Genomic DNA, 22,505 nt, shown 5'->3' on the forward strand with positions numbered 1-22,505 from the left:
CGGCCGGGACTGGCTGTGGACGGAGTGGTGGATAACCGCGACAAACGCCGACCTGTGGACTACGCGATCGAAGCTCCTCGTCGGAGCACCCTCCCGCGATCGATCTCGACGGCCTCAGCCTTCGAGGTGGACCGTGCCCGGCGAATGGCTTGTTCAGCTCGACCGGCGTCGCGGCGTTGGGCATCCGTCGCGGGTTCTTCGCCGAGCGCGCTTCGAGCCGAGATCCCGTAGCGGTCGCGGTAAGCGGCGACAGTCGCGACCTCACGCATCCACCGCGACCGTTCAGCGTCGTCGTCGGGTGCCGTGCCGAGTCGTTTGAGCCATTGCGCGTTGGTGTCGACCGCCGTTTCGGCGAGCGCAAGTGCTCGATCCTCGATGAGGTGGGCTCGCTCTCGCAGCGCGTCCGCCATGTCCCTCGCTATCGGACCGTCGGCCGCCGGGACCAGCCCCGCGATGAGGTTGGGCTCGGCGCTGCGCTTCCCGCGGCGGACACGTCCAGTCTCGTGGCTGACGCGACTCATGAGGACGGCGCCGATGTCGACGGCATCACCGAAGCCCCGCCTCCCGACGACCGACGGCAGGACGAGATCGAGGTCGTGGTGGTTCGCCTCGGCTCGACGAAGCTCGGCCGTCAATGGACCGAAGGAGTCCGACTGCACGACGTCGTCGACCTGTTCGCGGGTGAGCCCCGAGCGATCGAGCAGCTCGACCCATCGGTCCCGTTGAGCGGCAGCTGCGATCGTTTCGTACTCGGCGGCCAACTGGGAGATCGAGCCCCAGGCATCATGCTCAGCACGGATCGTCTGGTGAGCGGACAGTTCAATGCCCGAGTGCTGGAGGACTCCGTAAAGAACCGTTCGGGCCGTTACCTCGTCGGGCTCCGGAGCGGCGTGGCTGTCGTCCGGTTGGTCGAGCGCGACGTAGGCGGTGTTGCACTCACACCCCCGGGTCATCGACACGTAGAGGTTCTCTCGGGTCGTCGTCCCGGCGACGACGACATGTGAGGTGTCGACCGTGATGCCCTGGGCGCGGTGAGCTGTGACGGCATACCCAAGGTCGACATGTTCTGCGACGTAAGGCGCTGGCAGCCTGACGGTGCCGTGCCCAGCGCCAGAGATCCGGCGCACCTCGGCGGACCCGTCCCTACCGACACTCAGGACCTGCCACCGGTCGCCGTTTCGGACCCAGCCGCCTCGCAGCGGCATGAGCCGCCGGTCGTTGCGTCGGGTAATGATCAGGTCACCCTCGGATGCGTGGCTGCCGTCGATAAGGCGGACCTCGGTGCTCGCCCGAGTGTCGCCATCGAGGATCCGCTCGGCACGGGCCCGCTTGTTGAGTTCGAAGACCGACCGAGTCGCCTCCGTGACAAGCGCGCTGGACCGCCCAGACCTTGTGTCGGCGCGCCACGCGGCGTACGCGGCGTCGGTCATCTCATCGGTCGTTCCCTCCTTCAGGCGGTCGTGCTCGGCGTACACGCCGATGACGTCGCTGCGTCCGAAGCGGAGATCGAGGGACGCCTCGCGCTCCCATTCGCTGACGAAGCGATGCACATTGGTCAGTTCGGCGACATTCGGCCGTTCGCTGACGAGTAGCGAAAAGGCACCGCCGGCGTCGACCGACTGGAGTTGGGCCCAATCGCCGACCAACAGCACCTTGGCGCCGGCCTCGGCCGCGATTCGGCTGATCCGGTCAAGCGTCAGGGTGCCGGCAAGGGTCGCCTCGTCGATGATCACGAGTTGTCCGCCGTGCAACGCGACCCGGCCACGGTCGTACTCGTGGAGCCACTTGGCCGTGTTCTCACATTCGATGCCGAGGTCCTCAGCCAGGACTTGCGCTGCCACCGCACTCGGCGCGAGACCAACCACGCTGTCGCGCCCGTGCTCGGCGCGCCAGGCCCGTTGGAGGGCATGCATCGCCGTCGTCTTACCCGCCCCGGCCGGGCCGACTAGCAGGTCGAGTTGACGTCCAGACGCGCTGACCTTCGCAAGGGCCTCGGCTTGGCTGTCGCTGAGTAGGTGTTGACCGTCCTCCGTCGAAGCGGCTCGGGCGACTCCATCGACCCCGACGATCGGCGCATCCGTAATTCGGCTGAGTTCGAGCAGCCGATCCTCGGCGGCCAGAAGATCCGTCGACGAGTAGATCGTCGAGTGGCGCGGCCGGAATCGTGAGGTGCCGTCCGCGCGGACGAACATCTCCGGGAGCTGTGCGAGATCGGGTGGGGTCAACATGACCGACCGAGCCTTGGCGTCGGCCACGATCAGCCCGACAATCTGCTCGCGGTCGTCGGCGCTTTGGAACCTCCAGCCCATTGTCTGGCGTGAGGCCTCAGCCCAGAGGTTCCAGTGGCGCCAGGTCGACCGCTTCTCGCTGACGGCATCGACGACCGCCACGGCGACCTCGTCGACTGCCTCCTGCGGGATGTCATCGGCGCGCAGAAGCCCCGCGGGTTGAGGACGGGCGCCCATCGAGCCTGTGATCCGGCGAGCCCATTCGGGGGCGCCCGTCCCAAGGATCTGACCCGCCCGTCCTCGCCACTCCTCCGTGAGATCCGCCAAGGATCGGATGGTCTTTTCAGGCCGCGTCGACAGAGTCGCCATGGCTCTGAACCGGATGATGGCCGCGGAGGACGGGCGCCCTCCGTGCTCGCGGACGTACGCCTCGACGAGGCGGTCGGTCTCCAGTTCGATGCCGCGTGATCGGGAGGAGAACTCGCCGACGAGTTCGTTTGGCACAGGCGCCAGTTCCCAGGAAGACGACCGGTTGTCGCCGCGGGTTCGCTGTTCCCATTCGACTCCGAATGTGCGTGTGAGCCGGTCAGCCAGCACAGCGTTGTAGTGCTCCGACAGGGCGACGACCGACGCATGGAGGGGGCGCCCGTCCAAACTGCGCCACCGCCCGTCCTCGGTTGTCCGGACCTTGTTCGACACGACGACGTGAGTGTGGAGCTGCGGGTCGCCGAGACGTGAGTCCCAGTGATCGAAAGCGGTCGCGATCACCCCGGCCACGTCGGCCTGCGCGACTGCCCCGTTGCCTGCGCTGACGCCTCGACGGGTGGCAGCAACCTCGCGCTCGACCAGGTCCATGACCTCAGCCACCGCGCGGTGATGGGCCTCGACGATCAAGGCTTGGGTGCCCTCATCCGCCACCCCCCAGAGAGCCGACACCGACTTCGGAACGCTGAACGTCAGGTCGTACCCGGCGACGGCCCGGCGGGCTGAGGGGCCAGCATCAGACCCGTACTCATCGGCCTTCGATTCGTGCACTGGAAACGCGCGTCCGAGCGGCTCGCCAGTCACTGGATCGCTGCCGGTGCCCAGAAGCAACGCGAGCTGCTGCTCCCCGACGACATCGCCCTGGCGGATCTCCCCGTTGCCGAGCGCGTGGAGTCCCGATCCGAGCCAGCGCCCTGGCGGCGTGCCCGCCTCGGTGTAGTACCTCGTAAGCGGCGTTGAGAGCCGCCTGTTGCCGTCGCCGGCGGCCACGCTCCTGAGCAGGTACTGGTAGCCAGTACCCGCTGACATCACGCGCATCGAGACGGTCACCGCGCCTCACCTCCTCGACCAGAAGGTGTCGGTTCAGGTCCACAACCCGCCGGCAGCAGGTGTCCATCCACAGTTGACGGCGGAGACGGCCGGGCCTCGTTCTGCAAGAGGTGTAGGACGAAATCGAGGCCGGCGGTTGGACAGGACGGGCGGGCTTCGACACCTGTGGAGTGATCGGCAACGCGTCGACTCGGAAGGAGCTTCGGATGAGGAACTGTTGCGCAGGGCCTATTTGTCGTGACTCAATAGGACAGATCGGCGTTCGCGTCGGACCGCTGGCCGGACGCCGTTCGAACTTCCTCGGGGGAATCTCGGGGAGTTTCGCAGGGACTCGGCCATGACGAACTCACGAGGAGTACTTTCACTCGCGACCGCGGTGCTGCTGCTGGTCGCCGGGACGTCGTGCGCCAATGACGATGGCGATCCGGCCGATCCGCGTTCCAATCCACCGGCGTCGAGCCCGTCCTCAAGCAGCCCGACGCCGACGTCTCCCTCGGAGTCCGCCACAGGGGCGGCGACCGCGACGGTGAACGACTACTACGCGATCCGGAACCAGCTTCGGCGTGACCCGGACCAGCCGCTGTCGATGCTGAAGTCGGTGGCGATCAGCACCGAGTTGGCGACACAGCAGACGCTCTTCAAGCGAGAGCGGAAGCAAGGGCTGCACCAGACCGGCGAGACGAAAGTCGTCGAGCTTGAGGTCCAGTCGGTCAACCTCGACAACTCGGATCCGCAGGCCGGCAAGGTCCCGACCGTGCAGATCGATGTGTGCTTCGACGTCAGCGGCGTCGACGTACTCGACGCGGATGGCAAGTCCGTCGTAACCCCAGACCGACCGGACACCGGGTGGATCCGGTACTCGGTCGCGAACTACGAGTGGGACTCTGATCCCGATGGCGCGTGGCGTGTTGCCTCCAGCCAGGACATCGAGCGAACGCCATGCGACGCCTGATCACCAATGTCGTCCTCACCGCACTCGCAGCCGCGAGCCTGATCCTCAGCGCCAGCACCAGCGCAGTCGCTGACACGACGTGCCAGGTCACCGATCCGGAGACCGGCGTCTGCCTGATTTGGATCGAAGTCCCTGCGCCCGAAGAACCGAATGATCCCGGGCCGAAGGACACCGGACACGGACAGTCCTGCTACTGGGATGGAACGGCCCAGAACATCCACAAGCCGCCGCCGGGACCGGTCCCCTGTTCGAGCGAGTACGGCTACTGGTCGAACAACTACAACTGCTACATCTGGCTCGTCGACCCACAACCACCGGCCGGGGATCCGGGTTGGCAGGGGCACGAGCCCGGCGATGGCGCCGTCTATCGCTGCTACCAGCCTCAGACCGACCTCGAGATCTACATGTGGTCGGCCGCGCAGCCGCCCAACTCCGGTGCCGGACCGACACCGCGGGAGGTCGCGACGCTTGCGATCGATCAGATGAACCTGTCGGCGATCAACATCGGCATCGCCCCGAAGCCAGGACCCGGCAGCATCGGGATCGTCGGCATGCCGGTCTGGATGTGGGCAGCCAACCCCGACAGCCACACGGTCGGGCCGATCAACGCCTCCGCGTCGGCTGGCGGCATCACCGTCACCGCTACGGCTCGTCTCCATCGCGTCACCTGGGACATGGGTGACGGAGCCGAGGTCATCTGCAACGGGCCCGGCACGCCGTACAAGGCGGAGTACGACGACCGGTCGTCACCGACGTGCGGCCACACCTATCAGAAGTCGAGTGCCGGCAAGCCCGGCAACAAGTACACCGTCACGGCCACGTCGGACTGGGTCATCACCTGGGCAGGCGCGGGGCAGACCGGAACGATCCGACTGAACGGCCTGACCCGTGCTGTCGAGATCTCCATCGGAGAGGCGCAGGTGCTCGTGAACTGAGCGACCTGCGCGGGAGGACAAGCGAGGGACCCATGACCACATCCATTCGGGACGACAAGACAGGCCGCGACCTGACTTCGACCGACGGCGCGATCGCCCCGCCGCCAAAGCTGCGTCGAAAGCCCGGGATGGTCGCCGTTGCGATCGTCGCCATCTGCCTTGGTGCCGTGGTCGCGGGCTGGACATGGTCGGTGACGACCAACAGCCAGGAAGTCCTCGTTGCCCGGACCGACATCGAGCGCGGTTCGGTCATCGAGGAGAGCGATCTGACGACAGTTCGCCTCAGCTCCGACCCCGCCCTCACCCCCGTCTCAGCGGACAGGTTCGCGTCGGTGGTCGGCCAACGCGCGGCGTTCGATATCGCGAGCGGATCGGCCCTGACCCCTGAGTCCTTCACGGCCGCCTCCCTCCCGGCGACAGGCGAGTCCGTCGTTGGGGTTGCGCTCACTCCGGCTCAGGCGCCCGGCTTGGCGTTGCACTCTGGCGATCACGTCAGGGTCGTTGTGACACCAGCCGCCGAAGGCGATGCTCCAGGCGGCACCCCGGAGTATAGCGACGCCGAGGTAGTCGCCGTGCACGTCAACGAAGACACGGGCGAGACCGTCGTCGACCTGCTGGTTCGCCATGAGGATGCAGCGGTACTGGCCGCTCGGATCGCTACCGGCCACGTTGCTTTGGTCCTGGACGCCAGGGATCGCTGATGGCTGTCATCACCCTCACGTCCGCGTCCGGTTCGCCCGGGGTGACCACCACTGCGGTGGCCTTCGCGTTCCTCTGGCCGCGTCCGGTGGTCCTGGTTGAGGCGGACCCGACAGGCGGTTCCGCCGTCCTGGCGGGCTACTTCCGAGGAACGCGCGAGTACGACGTGGGCATCATCGAGCTTGCGCTCTCGGCGCTGTCGCCATCTGATGCGCTGAGGGAGGCCATCCGACTGATTCCTGAAACGCACGTCAGCCTGCTCGCTGGCACACGATCTCGCACCCAGGCCGCTGCGTTGCGTGATGTGTGGGCTCCGCTGGCGGAGACACTGGGCCAACTCGAGGAGAACGGGCAGGACGTCGTCATCGACGCCGGCCGGCTGGGACTCTCGGGATCCCCGGCGGCGCTGATGGACGCAGCGGACCTGACTCTCTTGGTGACTCGCACCAACCTCCCGGCGCTCTCGGCAGCGCGGACGTGGGCGGATGCCATTGCGCGACCACCAGGCGACCTGAGGCAATCAGGCATCCTCCTCATCGGCGAAGGCAAGCCCTACGGCGCGACCGAGGTCAGCTCAGTCGTCGGCCAGCCTGTGATTGCCAGCATCGCCGAAGACGCCGCGAGCGCCGCGGTCTTCCACCGCGGATCGCAGCAACCGAAGCACTTCGACACTGCCTCGTACGTGAGGAGCGTTCGAGCCAGCATCGAGGCGATCCATGGAGTGATCCAACGGCGCCGATCGGCACTCCTCGCGCAGGTGAAGTCATGACTTCCGGGCGGTTCTCGGACGATCCACGAACTCTGCCGCTGTTCACCCAGCCGGCAACCGACGTCGCGACTGCAGCGCCGCGGCACATCGGGTCCGTGTCGCGGATGCCACTCGCGCCACCGCAGGCCGCCGAGGGCGTCGATTGGCAGATGGTCGCTGCACTGCGCGCGAAGGCCTCAGACCAACTCAGTCAGGCCGTAGCGGCCGACCGCGGTCGACTCGACAAAACCGGCCAGCAGGAACTCGGGCGAGCAATCGTTCTCGAGCTCATCGACACAGCCATGGTCGACCGGGTGAACGAGGGCTCCGCGTCGATGTCCGCGGCTGACCAGTCCCGCTTGGCGCACGCGGTGTTCGACTCCCTCTTTCGCCTTGGTCGGCTCCAGCCGCTCGTTGACGACGACCGCATCGAGAACATCATCATCACCGGTCACGACCGTGTCTTGCTCGAACTGATTGACGGTTCGCTGCTCGAAGGTCCATCGGTCGCTGACTCCGATGACGACCTCATCGACTTCCTGGTGTTCCTCGCCTCACGCAGCGAGGTGAATGCACGCGGATTTTCAGAGGCGCAGCCTCGACTCCACCTGCGGCTGGATGGTGGCTCCCGTCTCGCGGCCGCGGCCTGGGTCACGCCGCGCCCGTCCGTCGTCATCCGTCGCCACCGACTCATGGAGGTTCGGCTGGAGGATCTTGTCGATCGTCAGATGCTGACGCCGGTAGCCGCCTCTTTCCTGTCGGCTGCGGTGAAGGCGCGCCGGAGCATCGTCGTCTCGGGATGTCAGGGAGCAGGAAAGACCACCCTCGTGCGCGCACTGTGCGCCGAGATCGACCCGCTTGAGGCGATCGGCACATTCGAGACCGAGTACGAGCTCCACCTCCACGAACTGCTCGATCGGCACCGGATCGTGCACCCCTGGGAGGCCAGGCCGGGCTCCGGCGAGCGTGGAGTCGACGGACGGCAGGCTGGCGAGTTCACCCTCGACGAGGCCCTCGTCGACTCCTTCCGGTTCAACCTCTCGCGCCAGATCGTCGGCGAGGTCCGAGGCAAGGAGATCTGGGCAATGATCAAGGCGATGGAGTCCGGCACCGGCTCCATTTCAACGACACACGCCTCGGATGCCGTCGCGGCCGTGCGCAAGCTCGTTACTTGCGCGATGGAGGCGGGACCGCACGTCACTCAGGCCCTCGCCACCAGCAAACTCGCTGCGACCGTCGACCTAATTGTGCACCTCGACCTCCAGACGACGACTGGTCCTTCTGGGCCGACTCGTCGGCGGCGGGTGGCAGAGATCATCGCCCTCGATCCCGGCGAGAGGGAGACGGGCTACGCGACGACGCACGTCTTCTCGCCAGACTCCGACAGAGTCGCGACACCGAATGTTCTCCCCGACGCCTACCGAGCGCTCACAGAGCACGGCTTCGACCTCTCTGGTTACTTGCTCCAGCAAGGACGCACGTCATGATCATCCTCGTCCCAGCCCTCGCAGGTGCCCTGATCGTGGGCGGAGTGATCGCACTCGTGGTCGGCCTGACGCCCTCGCCAGTTGTGGAGCGGCCACCACGCAAGCGTCACCTGAAGCCGCTGCCGCGGCAGACCCAAGGGCTCCTGGCAGCCGGGGCCATCACCGGTCTGATCGCTGTCATGGTGACGGGCTGGGCGATGGCGCTCGTACTCGTTCCCATCGCGTTCGTCGGCCTTCCCGCCCTACTGTCATCCGGCCCGGCACAGACACGGATCGTGCGACTCGAAGCGATGGAGGAATGGACACGGTCGCTGTCGGGTGTCCTAACGGTAGGCGTCGGACTTGAGCAGGCGCTGGTGGCGACGATGCGATCCACTCCTGCTGCGATCGCGCCCGAAGTGACACGGCTCGTCGCGCGGCTCCGGGCGCGCTGGGCAACCGAAGAGGCTCTGCGCGCATTCGCCGACGAACTGGACGACTCCACCGGAGACCTCGTGGCCGCCAACCTGATTCTCGGCGCTCGACGGCGCGGGGCCGGCCTGGCGAGCGTGCTCGATGGCCTCGCGGAGTCAGTGGCGGCAGACGTCCGTGCTCGACGGCAGGTCGAGGCAGATCGGGCCAAGCCCCGGGCAACAGCACGGTGGGTGACGATCATCAGCGCCAGCGTCCTCGTCGTACTCGCCGTATCCGGAACGTACGTTGAGCCGTACCGAAGTCCGTTGGGCCAGGTGATTCTCGTCGGCCTCCTTGCGGCGTACGTCGGCACGCTTGTCTGGATGAAGCGGATGGCCATCGGCCGGGAGTTGCCACGGTTCCTCGGAGCTCGGGTCGCTCGGACGGGTGAGGCGACATGACGCCCGGTCTCGTGACAGCCCTCGCCAGCGGAGCTCTCATCTCGTTCGGGATGGCCCTGCTCGTCATTCGCGTCCTGCCGACCGAGCCGGACCTTGCTGACGCACTCAGTCGACTCGCTGCGGGCAACCCTCGCCGGACCCTCGGGCCATCGGACGTCGCACCGAAGGGCAAGGAACGGATCGGGCTCTGGGCCATCAAGTCGCTCCCTGCCGGCCTCTGGGTGCGCACGCCAACTCGCGAGCTTGCGGTGCTCCGCATCTCGGTGGCGCAGTTCTACGGAGACAAGATCGTCTTCGCGTTCCTCGGCCTGCTGATTCCGCCCCTGCTGTCCCTGTTCTTCAACCTTCTCGGATTGGGGCTCCCGATCACCCTGTCTGGCGCAGCGTCAGTCGGCCTCGCCGCAGTGATGTTCTTCGTGCCCAACTACAACGTGATCGACGACGCCAAGAAGGCTCGACTCGAGTTCGCGCGTGCCTTGGGCGCCTACATCGATCTCGTGGCTCTGGAGCGCAACAACGGTTCGGGCGTCCGGCAGGCGATGGAGGCCGCGGCACTTGTCGGCGACTCGTGGGTGTTCACCCGACTGTCGGAGGAACTGACGCGATCCCGGTGGTCGGGTCAGCCCCCGTGGGACGCGCTCCACACTCTTGCGGACGAACTCGGCCTCCCGGAACTCGACGATTTCGCAGACATCATGCGGCTCTCCGGCGAGGAAGGCGCCAGCGTGTACAGCCACTTGCGTGCCCGGTCAGCCGCCATGCGCACGGCAATGCTCAACGACGAAGTCGCCGAGGCCAACGCCGTCGGTGAGCGGATGACCATCCCCGGGTCCCTGCTCGGAGTCGTATTCATGGCGCTGCTCGTCGCACCGTCCCTGCTCCGGATGTTCAGCAACACCTAATAGCCAGCCCGACGGGAAAGGACCGCGGACAGGAAGGAAACGAGATGAACCGACTGATCGGACTCCTACTCGGAGTCGCCTTCGGGCTCGACGCACGGATGCGTGCGCGAACCGAGCGCGGCTCAGTGACCACGGAGCACGTGCTTTGGGCTGTCGCCGTGATCGCCATCGTCGGCGTGGTGGTGGCAGCGGTGAAGGCCTATGTCACAGCGCAGGCCGGCAACATCAAGTAGGCGAAGGGACGAGCACGGGTCGGTGTCGATCCAGCTCGTGATCCTGCTGCCTGCGTTGTTCGCGGTGATGTTCCTAGGGATGCAGGCCGCGTTGTTCTACCACGCCCGAACGGTGGCGATTGCCGCCGCGCAGGAGGGGGCTCGTGCGGCTAGTGCAGAGACTGGAACGCGGTCTGATGGCGTCGCTGCCGCCGACGCGTTCGTCTCCGATGCGGGCGGCGACGACGTGCTGTCGGCCGTCAGCGTGACGGCTGATCGGACGGCCACGACAGTCACCGTGACAGTGACTGGCCACAGTCTGAGCGTCATCCCGGGATGGACGCCACGGATCGAGCAGTCGGCTTCGCTTCCCACGGAGAGGATCACGGAGCCGTGAATCAGCGAGACGAGCGAGGGTCCGCCGCCATCGAGGCGGTGATCGGCGTGCCTGCCTTCGCTCTGTTCGTCGGGCTGATCATCTTCGGCGGACGCACTGCCATGACTCACGGAGCGGTTGAGTCCGCCGCGGCTGACGGCGCGCGAACTGCATCGATCGCACGAACGAGTCAGGAGGCCCGCTCCGCCGCCGAGGAGGCAGCGCGAGCCAGCTTGGCGAACCAAGGCATCGACTGCATCACCGTTCAGGTCTCGATCGACTCGTCCGACTTCGCGAAGCCCGTCGGAACATCAGGGTCCGTCGAGGTCACCGTCTCGTGCCAACTCAACCTCGCAGATCTCGCGGTGCCCGGCGTCCCTGGATCGCGCAGCGTGACGGCGACAGTCACCTCGCCGCTTGACTCGTTCCGGGAGCGGTCGTGACCCGCCGCGTCCGTGACGAGCGAGGCTCGATCAGCGTCTGGCTGGTCACCGCAAGCTTCGTGATGATCATGCTCGTCGGTCTTGCCGTCGACCTCGGCGGTCAAGTGCATGCCCAGCAGCGAGCTCACGACATCGCCGCCCAGGCCGCACGGGCCGGAGGGCAACGGATTCAGGCTCCGGCCGCAATCGAGGGCCGCTCGGTCGACGTCGATCTGGCGGCTGCGCGGACGGCCGCCAAGGAGTACCTCGCGGCCGCTGATGTCGAGGGAACCGTCGAGATCACCGGCGGCGACACGGTCACGGTGACCGTGACTGACCACTACGACCCCCAGTTCCTCGGAGCCATCGGCATCTCGGACTTGACCGTCACCGGCGAGGCATCCGCACGGGTTGTAAGAACCATTGGAGGCACGGAGCAATGACGACAATCGGTCAACGGATACGCGGGCTGTTCGCCTGTATTGCCCTGCTCGGGCTGGTGGTGGCGTTCCCGGCGGTCCTCATCACCATCGGCTTCGCCCCGTGGGATGCGGATCTCGGCGAACTCCGGCGAATGCTCACCCGACCAGATGACGGAAGCCTCGCGTTCGCGGCTTTCGCAGCCGTGGGCTGGGGCGCCTGGGCAGTCATGACGGGATCCGTGCTTCTGGCAGCAGTCTCGGAGGTCCGCCGCGTCCCCGCGCCCGCGCTGCCCGGACTCGGAGTGCCCCAACAGTTCGCAGCCCAGTTAGTCGGCGCTGCTGCCCTGCTCTTCATGGCGGCTCCGACCATCGCCGCCGCTCTGCCGAGTCCGCCTGCGCACGCCGCCGCCGCTGTTGCGCCCGTGTCGCCTACGCCGATGGGCGCCGAGGCGGTCTCGGCGGAGCCAGTTCCGCAGGTGTCTGTCGAACCCAAGTCGACGGCCGAGAAGCGACAGACACGCGAGTACACGGTCGCCCGAGGCGACAGTCTGTGGAGGATCGCCGAGCGGTTGTTCGGGGATGGCGCCCGCTTCACCGAACTCGTCGATCTCAATAGGGAAGTCCTTGATGGCCGCCCGGACTTCATCACGCCCGGAACCGTGCTTCGCGTGCCCATCGTCGAGTCGAGGGATTCCGAGATCGTCGTGGTTCAGCCAGGCGACACCTTGTCGGAGATCGCTGAGCAGGAGCTCAGCGACGGCACCCGGTATCCGGAGATCTTCGAGGCATCACGCGCGACCGATCAGCCCGACGGCGCCCACCTGGAGGATCCTGACGTGATTCGCCCCGGTTGGAAGCTGACGATTCCGCGAGCGGACGACCCGGCTAAACCTGATGGCCATAGGACCCCGGACGCGCCGCCGCCAACCACCGAGCCCCCACTTGCTGAGCAGCCCGAGGTTGAAATCCCGACACCTCAAGCTGAGCCGAGTCAGCCCGCGGCCGAGCCGCCCACACCCGTGCCCAATGGGGACGACCTGCCAGCCGAAGGCGCGCCCGCCTGGCTACTGCCGGGAGTTGCCGGTGGCGGACTCCTCGCTGGCGCCGTTCTCCTAGCGGTGCGCGCACATCGCCGCACTCAACTCCGCTACCGCCGGCCGGGGCAGACGCTGGCCCCCAATCCCCCCGAGTTGATCAAGATCGACAAGACAGCGACCGCACACGGCGACCGGTCGGCCGACGACATCGAAGGGCTCGACTCCGCCCTCAACAACATCGCTGCTCAGGCGCGGGACAGGGACACGCCACTCCCGGCGCTGACATCCGTCTCCCTATCTCGGGGAGTCGCGACATTCCACTTCGCCGAACACGTGGAGCTCGCAGCTCCGTGGAAGGGCGAGCAGCAGCGCTGGCAGGTCGAACTCGGCACAGTCGGCGTGGACGACGACGTTCTGCCGCCGTACCCCATGCTCGTGAGCGTCGGTCGTGACGACCACGGAGCGTTGTGGTTGGTGAACCTCGAACCGCTGGGCTCCATCGCACTATCTGGCGACGGCGATCAGGCCCTGGCGTTCGCGCGGCATGCTGCCGCCGAGCTGGCCCTGAACCCATGGTCGGTACTTGTGCAGACCGAAACGTTCGGTATCGGCGAGGAACTGGGCGACCTGGACACGTTGCGACTCCGCACTCACGAGGCGGACGACGAGGCCGTCCACTCCGTGACGGCCGAGATCCAAGCTGCGAGCCGACGGCAGGGCGACGAACCCGATCCGTGGCTGGTGGTCATCGCAACCGACATCGACCTTGCCGGTGTCATTGACGAAGCCCGAGCGCGGTCGGCAGGGCGATTCGGGGTTGCAGTCGTCACCGTGGCCGCAACGCCGTCGGAGAGTGCGACCGTCTTCGAGTTCACTGCCGCTGGCCGCCTCGTGACGCCATCCATCGGGCTCGACGTTGTCGCTGCTGGGCTGACAGCCGAGGAAGCAACGCTCTGCGCCGCCATTGTCGACGTCACGAGAGTGACGCCGACCACCGACATCCCAAACTTCGCACACGCCGCAGATGGCTGGCGGTCGGTTGCCGATCAGGCCGGAGCGCTGCGCACCGAGTACACGCGTCCGCGTCTGGTCGGCGCGACCGACTCCACGTCACTGTTGCCGGAGCGTACCGATGCGTACGTGGAGGTAGCGGCGGCGACAGAGGAGGACATCAACGAGCTTGCGCCCCGGGCTGCCGACGAAGTTGCTGAGGCTCTCGCGGACCTCGACCCACTGTTGGACGAGGACGTCGCGGCATGGTTCGACGAAGACTCTCGGCTTCCGCGGCTCACGCTCCTCGGCCCGGTTCGGGTCACGGCCCACGGCAAGGTGGTCGAGCAGATCGTCAAGCGCCGGCCGTACTACTCAGAACTGCTCGCCTTCGTGGCGCTCCACCCCGAGGGCGCGATGTCGCGAGCGATCGCCGAGGCATTCCACATCGGTCAGCCGCGCGCCCGAACAGACATCGGCTACGTGCGGGAGTGGCTCGGAAAGGATCCCCGCACCGGCGAGTGGCACATCCCCAAACAGGGCGACCGCCCGGACGCGGAATGGCACGGGTACCAGGTCGAGGACCTCCTCGTGGACGTCGACCTCTTCCGTCGCCTCCGCGCGCGTGGCCAAGCGCGGGGTCACGATGGCATCGCTGACCTCGTCCAGGCGCTGCAACTCGTGGGCGGCAAACCGTTCGATCAGCTGCGCGACCAGGGGTGGAACTGGCTTCTCGACGCGGAGCGCCTACAGGACCTCATTCCGTGCGCCATCGTGGACACGGCTCACATCGTTGTCCTCGACGCCCTCCAGCGAGGTGACCTCGACCTAGCCCGTCAGTCCGCCGAGAAGGCGTGCACGGCCGCGCCGTACGACGAAGTCAGTCGGCTGGACCTTGCCAAGGTCCTGGAAACTCAGGGCCACGCCGACGCCGCCGAACAGATGCTCAGCGAGGACGTCTTCGACCGTCGGGACGACCATGAGCCGCCGGTCGATTTGCCGGTGCGCACCAAGGAGATCGTGAAGAACAACGGATGGGGTCAACAACGTGCGCCGAGAGCACCCCGCCGCCCTTCAGCCTCCTGAAGGCCACCAGATCTGTCGGCTCCGGCGGCTATCGTGTGACTCCTGACCAAGGAGATCGATGAGCGACGTTGACGGCACGATCGTGCCCTTCTGGACCCTGTCCACCACCAAGGGCGCGACCGTTCCAGCATTCGCGGATGAGGGAGCCCTCACCCCCGAGCGCCTGTCCGAGCTCCGCTCGGCGCTCGCGGCGTTTGCATCGGCGCCGTTGGTCACCTTGGAGGCGCACCCACTACCGGCGAAGCGGGAGCGGTCGACTGGGCTCCCCCTCGACGCCATGAGTCCACTCGCGCAGGAGCTCTCGCGGCTCGTGAACGCCTCATCGAAGGTTCCGTCTGTCACTCAAGTCGCGCAATCCAGCGAGGTCCTCTACCGAATGCACGTGCCGTCGAAGGTAGCTTCGCAATTCGGCAAGGGCTTTGTGAAGCCAATGGCATCGAAGGCAGTCGACGGCGGTGTGTATGGCGACCTGGTAGCCAGCACCGGCAAGAGTGTCGTCGCCGCGAAGGCCACTTTCGTGCCGGTCGAAGCGGCAGCCGCCGGAGCGACGGGCACCGCCGTCGGCACGGCCGCAGGTACGGCCGTCGCTGGCACCGCTCTGACCGTCGCCGCGCCACTTGTGCTCATGGCAGTGGCGGTTAGCGCCAGCGCTTACGCCGACCACGAACGCCAGAAGGCCATCGAGAACATCACCGAACTCCTCGAGAAGTTGCATGACGAGAAGCTCGAGTCGGAGCGCAGCGAACTCGACGGCTGCCGCGACGCCATCGACAAGGCAACCGCGTTGCTGCTCGACCGGGGCAAGATCGGATCCTCTCTCGGATTGGACTCAGCGGTTCACGCCATCAGCACTGCCTCCCAGCGAGCAATCACTCGCGTGAAGAAGTGGGAGGCCGCGCTCGACGCGGTCCTCGAAGACGACCATGTCGATGTTGCTGAACTAGAAGCGGCGTTCTCAGGAATCACCGAGGACGGCGGCGAGTTCCGCGCCCATCTCGAGATGGCTGCGCTCGCGATCGCTCTCAAGCGCCGCGTGATCGTCCTTCAAGGCGTAGAGGCTGGCCAAGGCGATCACGACAACCCGTTCGAGAACTTCGTGCAGAGCCTGCGGACTGATCAGCAGCGGATCAACGATCTGGAAGGACGCATCCAGAACGTACTTTGGCGACTGTCCGCACTCGAGTTGCGCTCTCCCAAGCGGCTCATCGACAAGGTCATGACCCGCAAGCAGGTCGACAGTCTGCTCGACGCGTCATACCGGCTGCGTGCGCTTGCCCCGGCTCACAGCGCAACGTCGCCGACCGCTGACGTTTTGATCGAGATCGAGAAGCACAGCGACGGGACGCTGCTGGTGCTCCCGGCCCGCGCATCCTGACAATCCAGCGTCGCGCAAGGACTCTGCCGAAACTTTCTCAACTTTAGGACGGGCCCCCGCCTGACCTGCACAAACGCTTCCTGACGGGGGCGCCCGTCCCTGGGACGGGCCCCCTTAGGACGGGCGATAATTGGTGCCCCCCTGGGCGCAACGTGGTCGGCATGAACGACTCAACCGCCAACGCGCGCTGGTCACCTCAGCTCGTACGCGACTTGGGCGCACCCGACGTCTCTCCGGCATCCGCGGCGCTGAACCTGGCTGCACACGGCATTCCGGTCTTCCCATGTGCTCCAGGCGAGAAGCGGCCCCTGACGCCTCACGGATTCCACGACGCCACAGCCGACCCGGGCCCGGTGTCCCGATGGTGGTCGGCGTGGCCAACGGCGAACCTCGGGATCCCCACCGGTGCCGCGTCCGGCATCGACGTCGTGGATGTCGACGTCCACGCGGGCGGCTCGGGCTTCGGCGCCTTCGAGAAGGCGCAGCACGCTGGTCTCGTCTCAAGCTGGGCGTGGCAGGTCAGAACACCGTCGGGCGGCCTCCACGCCTACTTCCTTCGTTGGCCCGGGCAGGAGCACCGGTCATGGCAACTGCCTGGGCATCACGTCGACTTCCGAGGAGACGGTGGGTACGTCATCGCCCCGCCCTCGCGAGTTGTCGTCGCCGACGGCAGCCAGCGCGGGTACGAACTGGTCGCTCTCGCCTCCCATCAGCCTCGCTCCATCGATGGCACAGCGCTCCGGAACTTCCTCGATCCACCTCGCCGACACGCCCCGCCGCCTGACCTTCCCAGCGCGGGAGCCCGTCCGGACAAGCTCGCGGACTGGGTCGCGAGCCGCCCCGAGGGCGATCGCAACGGCGGCCTGTTCTGGGCCGCCTGCCGCATGGCCGAGTCCAACTACCCGTTTCAGAAGGCGGCTGGCGTTCTGGGCGAGGCAGCGCAGCAGGCCGGACTGTCCGATCGGGAGGCCACCGCGACCATCCGTTCGGCGTACCGGATCGCCACGCGACTGGGGCCGGCGAACGCCGTGGGCCCTACCCGAGCGGTTGAGGCGGTGACGTTGTGAACACCGACCCGTACGAGCGCCACATCGACCGCTCCCTGGACGCCCCCGAGCCGCCCCGTGAACAGGTCGACCACCAACTCAGCGAGCTCGCCAAGCATGCGGATCCCTCGGTTCGAACGCCCGGCAGTACAGCCGCGCAGGACGCTGCCTCCTCGTCCGTCGCATGGGTCCGTCCGAGTGAACTTCCGACGGTTGTCGGCTCGAAGTTCATCCGTCGCGGCATCGACCTGCAGGCCGAACTGAACCGTCGAGCCCAGCGCGCGCCACGCTCCGCCGCCCGGGTCACGCGACGCGCGATCGCGCGCCCGCTGCCGAGCACACCCACCACAGATCGAGGAGTCGAGCTATGAGCGACATCCACCCGTTTGACGACCCCGAGCGCCTGCGCCTGCTCCTCGTCGACGTTCATTACGGAGGCGACCGCCCATGGGAGCACGACCCTGACGTCGCCGAACTGATGGCGCTGACCACCCGGAAGTACGCCGGCCTCGCAGCAAAGCACCATCGCGAGCCGGCCGAGGCCGCTGCCGCTGCGTGGGACGTCATGCGCACTCGCGCGGCTCGGATTGCCGACGACCCCTGGGCAGTGATCACGCACGCCGTGGCACTTCAGATGTTCTATGAAGAGCGCGCACAAGGACTGCTCTGCGGCACTGACCAGGTCCGCACCGACGACGTCACCGACTTCCACGACGCCGACCGCATCAGCGATCACGAGACGAGCCTCGCGGACTTCCATCCCTCGTTCTGGTCACTCGACGACCTGTCGGACGTGGAAGATCCGCTGGCGGTCGATCCCGACAGCGAGGAACCAGACGCCGAGCCGACGAACGCCTGGGTCGCGCTCGAGACTGCGGTCGAGTTCTTCGTGGATTCGGGGTGGTCGCGAGCGGCGGCCCAGATGGCCTTGGAATGCATCGCCGCGCGCCTGATCCGAACCGGAAACAAGCGGAGCACCTTCGAGTCGCTGCGCCGCGACCCGTCGATCCGATGCCATCTGGATATCGATCAGGACTCGTGGATCGCTGTCCTCCATGCGGTGCTCGGACACGATCTGCCGAATCTCGAACACACGGCCTCAGGGCGAGGCATTCTCAAGCGCCTCCTGACCGGTGAACGCTACGACGAACTGTTTCACCTCACTGGCATCGCCGACGCCATCGCGAGCGCAGCCCCCGTCGCAACGGAGCGGGCGCATGCCTGAGTCACGCGGTCGCGCGGAGCTCCAGCGAAGCATCGAGTCCATTCATGTTGGCGCGCGCCACCGACGCGATCCCGGCGACCTCGATCAATTGAAGAAGTCTCTCGAACGCTTCGGCCTCCTGCAGCCGATCACGATCACGACTGACGGCTTCCTGATCTGCGGGTTCCGCCGGCTCGAAGCAGCCAGACAGCTCGGATGGAGCAACGTGCGGGTCTGGGTGCGCTCGGGGCTCAGCGACGAGCTGACTCTCTTGCTCGCCGAGCGCGACGACAACCTGACCCACAAGCCGCTGACGACGTACGAAGCGGCGCAGCTCTACAAGGAGATGGTGGCCCTTCTCGAAGAGGACGCAGCGCGTCGGCAGGAGGCCACTCAGTTCGGCGGCCGCCGCGAAGACGGTGGTACTCAGGACGGTGCCGCCGATTCGGCGGCACCGTTCCCCCGGGGTCACGGCGACGGGCGACGACGGGCTGCCGAGATGATCACCGGCTCCGCGTCGTACACCCGGCTGAACCAGATCCTCGCCATGGAACGCGTGGCGGCCGACCGGGACCTGTCCGCTGGGGTACGTCAGGTGGCCGCCGATGAGCTCGAGCGGATTCGCAACGGCGGTCCTGTCGATCCCGGCTATCAGCGCGTGCGAGCTGTGGTCGAGGCCGCCGAGCGGCGCATGGAATCCCCTGACGTGGATGTGGACGCAGAGGCCGACGCGAAGCGCGCCCGGGATGACGCCGAACGGCTGCGACGGATGCGCGAGAACCGGGCGAGGCGAGCTGCCGCAGCAGCGAACGCAAAGCGGTCCGTGAAGTCGTTCGCGATGGTCTGGCGCGAGATGGACGGCTGGTCCAGGCACTACGACGCCAACCAAGTCGCCACTGAGCTCTCCGCTGAGGACTGGGCGATGTTCAACCGAGTCCTGGACGAGACGGCGGCCTTCGCGCGAACGGTCGAGGCGGAGCGCGCGCTCACGCCGGCCTGATGGGTCGCAAGAGAAACGAAAGGACGACGAATGTGGATCCAGCTTCCCGATACGACCGGAACGCGGTGGCGCCGCCTCCTCGTGGTCGCGGTCGGTGTCCTGCTTCTCCTGGTCGCTGTTGTCAGCTACGCGGCGTTCGCGAACCGCGATCCGTCCGCGGAGCCACGAACGACGTCCGCAACTCCTTCGTCTGAACCAATCGCGACCCAGACCTCGCCACCGGCGCTGGACGCGGCTGAACCGGAGGCCTTCGCGCGACAAGTCGCGACGACACTGTTTGCCTGGGACACCCGGACCACGAGCACTCCTCATTCGCTGACCGAGCAGTTGGTCTCCGTGGCGGACCCGACCGGCGAATCGTCCGCCGGACTGGTCTCTGACATCGCCAACTACCTCCCGACCGACCAAATCTGGATCGAGCTGAGGAAATACGAGACCCGACAGTGGATCGAGGTCGCGTCGGTCGAGATGCCCGACCTGTGGGCGACTGCCGAAGCACAGGCAGGCGACGAACTGCTGCCAGGCACCACCGCATTCACGATCAGAGGAGCGCGCCACCGAGAGGGCGTCTGGGGAGGCGAGGACGTCGCAAGCCAGCACGAGGTCGCGTTCACCGTGTTCATCGTCTGCGCGCCGACGTATCCGAAGTGCCACCTGCTGCGCCTCTCCAGGCTCGACGATCCGCTGGAGTGACCGCGGATGCGCAAGGCGGTCATCAGCGGCGTACTGGCTTTGACCCTCGGTCCTGCCGTCTTCCTGCTCGCCCTCGGAGCCCTGCTCAATCCCGCCGCCCAAGCCTCATGCCTGCCAACGACGAGCGGCGCCTTCAGCAACGTCGGAGATGCGACTCCCCCGATCCCTGAAACCTCACATGTGGTCATGCCGTTGCCGGCAGGCACGTGGGTCAAGACGAGTGGCTTCGGAATCCGCGTCCACCCAGTGACCGGGGAGACGAAGCTCCATACAGGCGTTGACTTTGCAGCACCGACCGGAACCCACATCCTCGCCGCTGCCGACGGGCGCGTCGTGTTCGCGGGTGCTGCGAGCGGTTACGGGAACCTGATTCTGATCGAGCACAACGTCGGCGGCCGAACCGTCGCTACCGGTTACGCCCACATGTACGCCAACGGGATCCACGTGACGGTCGGCCAGTCCGTGACCGCTGGCGAGTACATCGCAGACGTTGGTGTGGCCGGATACTCGACTGGTCCTCACCTCCACTTCGAGGTCAGGCCCGGCGGCGCCGACGGCGCACCAATCGACCCGGAGCCGTGGCTCGCGAGCCACGGAGCCGTCGACATCGAAGCCGGTAGCAACCCGGCCTCCGCGGGATGCGCAGCCTCTGGTGGCCCGGCATCGCCGTTCAACGGCGACAACGCGGGAAACCTCGTCGACGACCCGACGACCGACGGCCAGATCACCGAGCGAACCGCCCACATCCTCGCGCAGATCCGAGCCAACTTCCCGGAGAGTTCGTGGGCCTGTTGGGCCGATCGTGCCGGACATGACAACGAGCATGAGCTGGGCCGGGCGTGCGACGGAACGTTCGGCAATGCCCTCGGCACGGCCGCGAGCGGCCAAGCCCTCGACTACGGCTGGCAGGTCACCAACTGGGTGAAGGACAACGCCAGGACCCTCGGCGTCGCGTACGTCATCTGGCAGGGCCGGATCTGGTCAGTCGCTCGTGCCGACGAAGGCTGGAGGAAGTACGACGGCGGCGGGATGTACGACCCCAACAGCGTCACCGGTGGCCACTACGACCATCTGCATTGGACCGCCGAGCCGTAGGCCGACACCTGATGGGCATGAGGCTTCATTACCTGCTCCCGCTCGTCGGACCCGACTTCGGGGCGGTTGGCGGCTCCAGCCAACTCCGCGCGATCGTGGGCGCCCTGCTCACCTACGGCTTGATCATCTCCGTGCTCATGGTCGTCACCTGTGGCGCGACCTGGGCAATCTCGTCCTGGAACGGCAGTTGGCACGCGGCGAGCAAGGCGAAGACCGGACTATTCGTCGCGCTCGGGGGCGCCGCACTAACCGGTGGCGCGCTCGCCTGGGCGAACTGGCTGCTCGATGTCGGTGCGCAGTTGTGACCGACGAACAACTCGCCTTCGACATCGAGGCGATCCTCCACGAATCCGCCGTCGAAGCAGCGCCCGGGTGGTCCGGAGCTCCGTTGGGCTTCACTGCGGCGTACTGGCCGGCGGCAGACCTGGAAGCGGCACACGAGCAGTGGCAGTTTCTGCACAAGCTCGACCAGTCACGAACGCAGAGCCGGATGTGGCACCGGGCGATCGCCGTGCCCGGACGCGTCGCCGTTGGCGAGCACGGTTTCGATCTCTTCACGGCCGACCTGCGCTGCGAGCCCTGGACGCATGGCGAGGGGCACGGTGGGTGCCAGTGCGTCGGAGACCTGATCTACCAAGCGATCTGCGAGCCGGACGGCTGGCATGTGATCGCGAGTGATGAGAACACTGCGGTCGAGGGCTGGCACGACCACGCCTTCCCTGGCTGGCGTGAGCTGCCGATTGTGCCTGCGCGACTGCGTTCCATTGACCAGCCCGGGCTGTCGAAAGCCGCAAAGAAGTGGATCGCGGAGAACTACCCACCGTCAATGCAGGTCGTCGGTGCGCCCGTCATCACCGAGCGCAGCCACGGCGGCACTCGACACGTCCCAGGCCGCTCCCCCTGGGCCGGCTACGACATCTCTCACACGGCCGTAGAGCCCAAGCGGCGGGTCTCTCAGCGTCGATTCAGTGCGGTGGCACGCGAACCAACTCGGCCTTCCACGACGAGCCTTGGCCCCGCTCTCGGCGCTTGAGCGGACGCCAACGAACACCTGACCGACGTAGGCCCTACCCAACCTTGGAGGAACCGTGAACCAGATCGGACTGCACTCAGTGGTGTCCCTGCTCCCGATGGACATCGAGATCGACCCCAACTCGAACGGCCTGCCCGGCATCGGCCAGTTGCGCGGCATCGTCGGCGCCTCGATGACAGTGGGCCTGATCCTCGCCGTACTCGCCCTGATCATCTCCGCGGTCGTGTGGGCGCTCGGCGCCAACTCGTCGAACCCTCACCTCGCGGGGCGCGGCAAGCTCGGCGTTCTCGTCGGCCTTGGCGCCGCGATCATCACAGGTGCGTCCGTCGCACTCGTGAACTTCTTCTGGAACGTCGGCCAGGCCGTCTGACCGGCACCTACGGATCAAGGAGGCC

Annotated in this window: 23 protein-coding genes; 22 read left to right on the forward strand and 1 reads right to left on the reverse strand. The window is 66.8% G+C overall.

All coding sequences use genetic code 11. From position 1 onward, the window contains the following. Positions 1-59: 59 nt before the first annotated feature. A complete protein-coding gene (mobF, locus tag NJ4_RS04865; protein ID WP_067431003.1) occupies positions 60-3,542 on the reverse strand; it encodes a MobF family relaxase in 3,483 nt (1,160 codons plus the stop codon). Between the two features lie 376 nt (positions 3,543-3,918). Between mobF and NJ4_RS04870 the strand changes: the two genes are divergently transcribed. From NJ4_RS04870 to NJ4_RS04975, 22 genes are all read left to right on the forward strand, one after another. Beyond that, on the forward strand, positions 3,919-4,494 hold the full coding sequence (locus NJ4_RS04870) for a hypothetical protein (protein WP_067431006.1): 576 nt from the start codon (positions 3,919-3,921) through the stop codon (positions 4,492-4,494). Next, entirely contained in the window at positions 4,482-5,429 is a 948-nt protein-coding gene (locus NJ4_RS04875; RefSeq protein ID WP_067431008.1) for an ATP synthase, read from the forward strand. The genes NJ4_RS04870 and NJ4_RS04875 overlap by 13 nt, the downstream gene beginning before the upstream one ends. A gap of 32 nt (positions 5,430-5,461) precedes the next feature. Next, the gene (locus NJ4_RS04880; protein WP_067431011.1) at positions 5,462-6,130 is read left to right on the forward strand and encodes an SAF domain-containing protein; all 669 of its coding nucleotides are present in this window, start codon (positions 5,462-5,464) and stop codon (positions 6,128-6,130) included. A gap of 56 nt (positions 6,131-6,186) precedes the next feature. Then, positions 6,187-6,897, forward strand: coding sequence for a hypothetical protein (locus NJ4_RS04885; RefSeq protein WP_245644457.1), 711 nt, complete (start codon positions 6,187-6,189; stop codon positions 6,895-6,897). Next, positions 6,894-8,363, forward strand: coding sequence for a CpaF family protein (locus tag NJ4_RS04890; protein ID WP_082748177.1), 1,470 nt, complete (start codon positions 6,894-6,896; stop codon positions 8,361-8,363). The genes NJ4_RS04885 and NJ4_RS04890 overlap by 4 nt, the downstream gene beginning before the upstream one ends. Before the next feature lie 179 nt (positions 8,364-8,542). After that, a complete protein-coding gene (locus NJ4_RS04895) occupies positions 8,543-9,217 on the forward strand; it encodes a type II secretion system F family protein (protein ID WP_245644458.1) in 675 nt (224 codons plus the stop codon). Then, on the forward strand, positions 9,214-10,119 hold the full coding sequence (locus NJ4_RS04900; protein WP_067431018.1) for a type II secretion system F family protein: 906 nt from the start codon (positions 9,214-9,216) through the stop codon (positions 10,117-10,119). The genes NJ4_RS04895 and NJ4_RS04900 overlap by 4 nt, the downstream gene beginning before the upstream one ends. A 44-nt stretch (positions 10,120-10,163) precedes the next feature. Further along, positions 10,164-10,352, forward strand: a complete 189-nt coding sequence (locus NJ4_RS04905; protein WP_067431031.1) for a hypothetical protein — start codon at positions 10,164-10,166, stop codon at positions 10,350-10,352. A gap of 22 nt (positions 10,353-10,374) precedes the next feature. Continuing rightward, complete coding sequence (locus NJ4_RS04910; protein ID WP_245644459.1) at positions 10,375-10,728, forward strand: TadE/TadG family type IV pilus assembly protein; 354 nt, start codon at positions 10,375-10,377, stop codon at positions 10,726-10,728. After that, entirely contained in the window at positions 10,725-11,150 is a 426-nt protein-coding gene (locus tag NJ4_RS04915) for a TadE/TadG family type IV pilus assembly protein (RefSeq protein WP_067431038.1), read from the forward strand. Before NJ4_RS04910 ends, NJ4_RS04915 begins: the two co-directional genes overlap by 4 nt. Beyond that, positions 11,147-11,572: a pilus assembly protein TadG-related protein gene (locus tag NJ4_RS04920; protein ID WP_082748179.1), complete on the forward strand. Its 426-nt coding sequence runs from the start codon at positions 11,147-11,149 to the stop codon at positions 11,570-11,572. The genes NJ4_RS04915 and NJ4_RS04920 overlap by 4 nt, the downstream gene beginning before the upstream one ends. Next, the gene (locus NJ4_RS04925; RefSeq protein ID WP_067431046.1) at positions 11,569-14,664 is read left to right on the forward strand and encodes a LysM peptidoglycan-binding domain-containing protein; all 3,096 of its coding nucleotides are present in this window, start codon (positions 11,569-11,571) and stop codon (positions 14,662-14,664) included. The genes NJ4_RS04920 and NJ4_RS04925 overlap by 4 nt, the downstream gene beginning before the upstream one ends. A 58-nt stretch (positions 14,665-14,722) precedes the next feature. Beyond that, a complete protein-coding gene (locus NJ4_RS04930) occupies positions 14,723-16,039 on the forward strand; it encodes a hypothetical protein (protein WP_067431049.1) in 1,317 nt (438 codons plus the stop codon). A gap of 161 nt (positions 16,040-16,200) precedes the next feature. Then, the gene (locus tag NJ4_RS04935; protein ID WP_082748180.1) at positions 16,201-17,106 is read left to right on the forward strand and encodes a bifunctional DNA primase/polymerase; all 906 of its coding nucleotides are present in this window, start codon (positions 16,201-16,203) and stop codon (positions 17,104-17,106) included. After that, on the forward strand, positions 17,103-17,456 hold the full coding sequence (locus tag NJ4_RS04940) for a hypothetical protein (RefSeq protein WP_067431052.1): 354 nt from the start codon (positions 17,103-17,105) through the stop codon (positions 17,454-17,456). The genes NJ4_RS04935 and NJ4_RS04940 overlap by 4 nt, the downstream gene beginning before the upstream one ends. After that, on the forward strand, positions 17,453-18,310 hold the full coding sequence (locus NJ4_RS04945) for a hypothetical protein (protein ID WP_067431056.1): 858 nt from the start codon (positions 17,453-17,455) through the stop codon (positions 18,308-18,310). The genes NJ4_RS04940 and NJ4_RS04945 overlap by 4 nt, the downstream gene beginning before the upstream one ends. Continuing rightward, positions 18,303-19,289: a ParB N-terminal domain-containing protein gene (locus NJ4_RS04950; protein ID WP_082748181.1), complete on the forward strand. Its 987-nt coding sequence runs from the start codon at positions 18,303-18,305 to the stop codon at positions 19,287-19,289. Before NJ4_RS04945 ends, NJ4_RS04950 begins: the two co-directional genes overlap by 8 nt. A gap of 81 nt (positions 19,290-19,370) precedes the next feature. Further along, on the forward strand, positions 19,371-19,982 hold the full coding sequence (locus NJ4_RS04955; protein WP_245644460.1) for a hypothetical protein: 612 nt from the start codon (positions 19,371-19,373) through the stop codon (positions 19,980-19,982). 6 nt (positions 19,983-19,988) lie between these two features. Further along, positions 19,989-21,077 carry a M23 family metallopeptidase gene (locus tag NJ4_RS04960; protein WP_067431067.1) on the forward strand — a complete coding sequence of 363 codons (1,089 nt, stop codon included), beginning with the start codon at positions 19,989-19,991 and terminating at the stop codon, positions 21,075-21,077. A gap of 17 nt (positions 21,078-21,094) precedes the next feature. Next, a complete protein-coding gene (locus NJ4_RS04965; RefSeq protein ID WP_067431203.1) occupies positions 21,095-21,382 on the forward strand; it encodes a DUF6112 family protein in 288 nt (95 codons plus the stop codon). Continuing rightward, entirely contained in the window at positions 21,379-22,110 is a 732-nt protein-coding gene (locus tag NJ4_RS04970; protein WP_067431070.1) for a DUF6349 family protein, read from the forward strand. Before NJ4_RS04965 ends, NJ4_RS04970 begins: the two co-directional genes overlap by 4 nt. A 55-nt stretch (positions 22,111-22,165) precedes the next feature. After that, positions 22,166-22,480 carry a DUF6112 family protein gene (locus tag NJ4_RS04975; RefSeq protein WP_425489391.1) on the forward strand — a complete coding sequence of 105 codons (315 nt, stop codon included), beginning with the start codon at positions 22,166-22,168 and terminating at the stop codon, positions 22,478-22,480. Positions 22,481-22,505 lie beyond the last annotated feature (25 nt).

This window comes from Nocardioides jensenii JCM 1364 = NBRC 14755, assembly GCF_001552535.1.
Classification (GTDB): domain Bacteria; phylum Actinomycetota; class Actinomycetes; order Propionibacteriales; family Nocardioidaceae; genus Nocardioides; species Nocardioides jensenii.